3 protein-coding genes and 1 pseudogene are annotated in these 3,329 nt (G+C 63.1%); all 4 read right to left on the reverse strand.

The genetic code is table 11. The features are described from left to right. Positions 1-1,075: GMC family oxidoreductase (locus Q0L57_RS08940; protein WP_296741301.1), on the reverse strand; the 1,075-nt coding region annotated here is incomplete at its 3' end. 68 nt (positions 1,076-1,143) lie between these two features. Further along, entirely contained in the window at positions 1,144-2,259 is a 1,116-nt protein-coding gene (locus Q0L57_RS08945) for an ABC transporter ATP-binding protein (protein WP_296741304.1), read from the reverse strand. Between the two features lie 24 nt (positions 2,260-2,283). Continuing rightward, positions 2,284-3,228 carry a carbohydrate ABC transporter permease gene (locus Q0L57_RS08950; RefSeq protein WP_296741307.1) on the reverse strand — a complete coding sequence of 315 codons (945 nt, stop codon included), beginning with the start codon at positions 3,226-3,228 and terminating at the stop codon, positions 2,284-2,286. Then, positions 3,225-3,329, reverse strand: a pseudogene (locus Q0L57_RS08955) (sugar ABC transporter permease); the annotation flags it as partial. The pseudogene Q0L57_RS08955 and the gene Q0L57_RS08950, both read right to left, overlap by 4 nt.

Genomic DNA, 3,329 nt, shown 5'->3' on the forward strand with positions numbered 1-3,329 from the left:
CGAATTTCGGCATCGTCTTCACATTGGCCTTGAGCATGTTGCCGTCGATCTTGCCCAGAAGTTGGACATTGCCGAGCGGCTTGCCGCCCTTGCCGTCCGACAGATAGTAGTCGTTGAGCATCAGCGTCTTCTGGTAGACGCTATCGTTGCGGCGGCGCGGATCGATCGCCAGCATCGCGCTCGAATTGTGGTTCATGAAGTTGCGCCCGACCTGGTCGGAGCTGTTGGCGAGGCCTTTGCCTTTCGCCGACGGCGAGCGCAGCAGGATAGCGGCGGAATTGATCGCGCCGGCCGACAGGATCACCAGCTTCGGCGACAGCGACTTCTGCGAACCGTTCTGGGTGTAGTGAATGGCGGCGATTGTCTTGCCGTCCGGCGCGGTTTCCAGCCAGTTGACATAGGCTCCGGTTTCGAGGCGGATGTTCGGATCCTTGAGCGCTTCGGTAAGCGGTCCGGTCTGCGCATCGATCTTGCCCTGGCCGGTGTTGGGGAATGCGTCCCAGCCCGTCCTGCCTTCCTTCAGCCAGGTCTCTATGTCGACGCCGAGCGGCAGCGAGGCGGGATGCAGGCCGAGGCTCTTCAACTCGGCGCGGGCGCGCGCGATCGGCGGCTCGTCGGGCACCGGCTTAAAAGCATACGGGATTGAGTGGAACGGCTCGGTCGGGTCTTCGCCCAGCGTGCCGCGCACGCGAAACAGCTGCTCGGCTCTCGAATACCAGGGCTCGAACTCGTCGTAGGAGAACGGCCAGGCCGGCGATACGCCGCCGAAATGCTCGAGTTCGGAGAAATCTTCCTTGCGGTAGCGGATCAGCACCGCGCCGAAGAATTTCGAGTTGCCGCCGACATAGTAGTAGTTGCCTGGGTTGAACCGGGCGCCGCCGGCTTCGCGCCACATCTCCTTCGGCCGGTAGTGCTCGTCGAGAAAAATGGATCGCGTCGAGCGCGCATGTGGGGTCGCCGACAGCGGCTCACCGCGCTCCAGCATCAGGATCGAGGCGCCGCTGCCGGCCAAGCCGGAGGCGATCGTGGCGCCGCCGATGCCGGAGCCGATGATAACAATATCCGGATTTGTCATAGTCTAAGGATCTTTGTTTTGATGCATGTCGTTGCCCCAAAACCGGAGCCACTTTTGGGCGACATGCATCAGAGAATGCGCTTCTCGGTCGAAGGATCGAAGAACACCGCCTTGGAGAGGTTGAAGGCCAGCGGCGTGCTGGTGCCCGGCTGAATCTTGGCATCCGCCCGCAGACGCGCCACCACGCCCTTGCCGCCGAGATTGGTGACCGCGAAGGTGTCGGAGCCGGCCGGCTCGACCACCTCGATATGGCAGTCGGCGGTGGCGATGCTGGCGCCGTTGCGCTCGGCGCCTTCCGGATCGGTGAGGGCTTCCGGGCGGACGCCGAAGATTACCGGCTTGCCCTGGAAGGCCGAGAGGCCGGCAGGCGCGTCGGGCAGCGCCAGCGTGACAGGCTGACGAGCCTCGCGGTCGAGTACCACCGAGAGCCCGCTGCCATTGCCGTCGATCTTGGCGGGGATCAGGTTCATCGCCGGCGAGCCCATGAAGTCCGCCACGAACACATTGGTCGGGTTGTTGTAGATTTCGGCGGGCGTGCCGAACTGCTGCACCTCGCCGTCGCGCATGACGGCGATTTTGGTCGCCAAGGTCATCGCCTCGATCTGGTCGTGCGTGACGTAGACGATCGTCGTGCCGGTCGTGGCATGCAGGCGCTTGATCTCGATGCGCATGTCGACGCGCAGCTTGGCGTCGAGGTTGGAAAGCGGCTCGTCGAACAGGAAGAGTTTCGGATCGCGCACCAGCGCGCGGCCCATGGCGACGCGCTGACGCTGGCCGCCGGAGAGCTGGCTCGGTTTGCGGTTCAGGAGATGGCCGATCTGCAGCACCTTTGCCACCTTGTCGATCGCCGCCTGGCGTTCGGCCGCCGGCACGCCGCGCATCTCCATGCCGAAGGCGATGTTCCCGGCAACCGTCATGTTCGGGTAGAGCGCGTAGCTCTGGAACACCATGGCGATGTCGCGCTTCGACGGGTGCAGGTCGTTGATCGCCCGGCCGTCAACGCGGATCTCGCCCTCGGTGATGTTCTCCAGCCCGGCGATGGTGTTGAGCAGGGTCGACTTGCCGCAGCCGGACGGACCGACCAGCACGAGGAAGCCGCCCTTTTCGAGCTCGACATTGATGCCCTTCAGGATCTCGACATTCCCGAAGCGCTTCTTCAGCCCATCAATTTCCAGAAAAGCCATGGTCGTTCCTTAGCGAAAAGAGGGTCAGCCCTTGACCGCGCCGGCCATCAGACCGCGCACGAAATAGCGGCCGGCGACGACATAGACGATCAGGGTGGGAAGGGCGGCGATCATCGCCGCCGCCATGTTGACGTTGTATTCGACGACGCCCGTGGAGGTGTTGACGACATTGTTCAACGCCACCGTCATCGGCATCACGTCGCCGGTGCCGGCGTAAGCCGAGGCGAACAGGAAGTCGTTCCAGATGTTGGTGAACTGGTAGATGACCGTCACGACGAAGATCGGCATCGAGTTCGGCAGCATGATGCGGCGGAAGATCTGGAAGAAGGAGGCGCCGTCGACCTGCGCTGCCTTCACCAGCTCGGTCGGGAAGGCCTCGTAGTAGTTGCGAAAGAACAGCGTGGTGAAGCCCAGGCCGTAGACCACATGCACGAACACCAGATTGACCGTCGAATTGCCGAGGCCGAAGTTGAAACCGGTCGCATTCTGCAGGCTAGCGCCGAAGCGGCCGATGCTGCCGAGGATCGTCGCCATCGGCAGCAGGACCGACTGGAACGGGATGAAGCAGGCGAACAGCATCAGCCCGAAGACCAGAGTATGGCCGCGGAAGCGCCATTTGGTCAGCACATAGCCGTTGAGCGCGCCGAGCAGCGTCGAGATCAGAACCGCCGGAACCACCATCTTGATGGAGTTCCAGAAGTAGCCCTTGATGCCGGCGCAGGTGAGACCGACGCAGGTCTGGCCCCAGGCCTTGAACCAGGGTTCGATGGTCGGCGATTGCGGCAGCGACAGCATGTTGCCGTTCTGGATCTCGTCCATGGTCTTGAACGATGTGACCAGCATGACGAAGAGCGGCATCAGGTAGAAGATCGCGAACAGCGCAAGCAGGCCATAGATGACGATGCGGTTGATCGTCCTGGCGCTGGCGCCGCTGGAGGCCGGACGGGCCGGCGAGGTGACGGCGCTCATCGCGGCTTCTCCCTGAGCTCGGAATAGAGGTAAGGCACGATGATGGCGGTCAGCGTCATCAGCATGATCACGGCGCTGGCCGAGCCGACCGCCATTTCGTT

The sequence above is a fragment of the Mesorhizobium sp. genome (assembly GCF_024509055.1).
Classification (GTDB): Bacteria; Pseudomonadota; Alphaproteobacteria; order Rhizobiales; family Rhizobiaceae; genus Mesorhizobium.

Bases quoted from the DNA above. Each gene is read 5' to 3' on its own strand.
- Q0L57_RS08950 (WP_296741307.1), bottom strand. From the start codon at position 3,228: ATGAGCGCCGTCACCTCGCCGGCCCGTCCGGCCTCCAGCGGCGCCAGC.
- Q0L57_RS08945 (WP_296741304.1), bottom strand. From the start codon at position 2,259: ATGGCTTTTCTGGAAATTGATGGGCTGAAGAAGCGCTTCGGGAATGTC.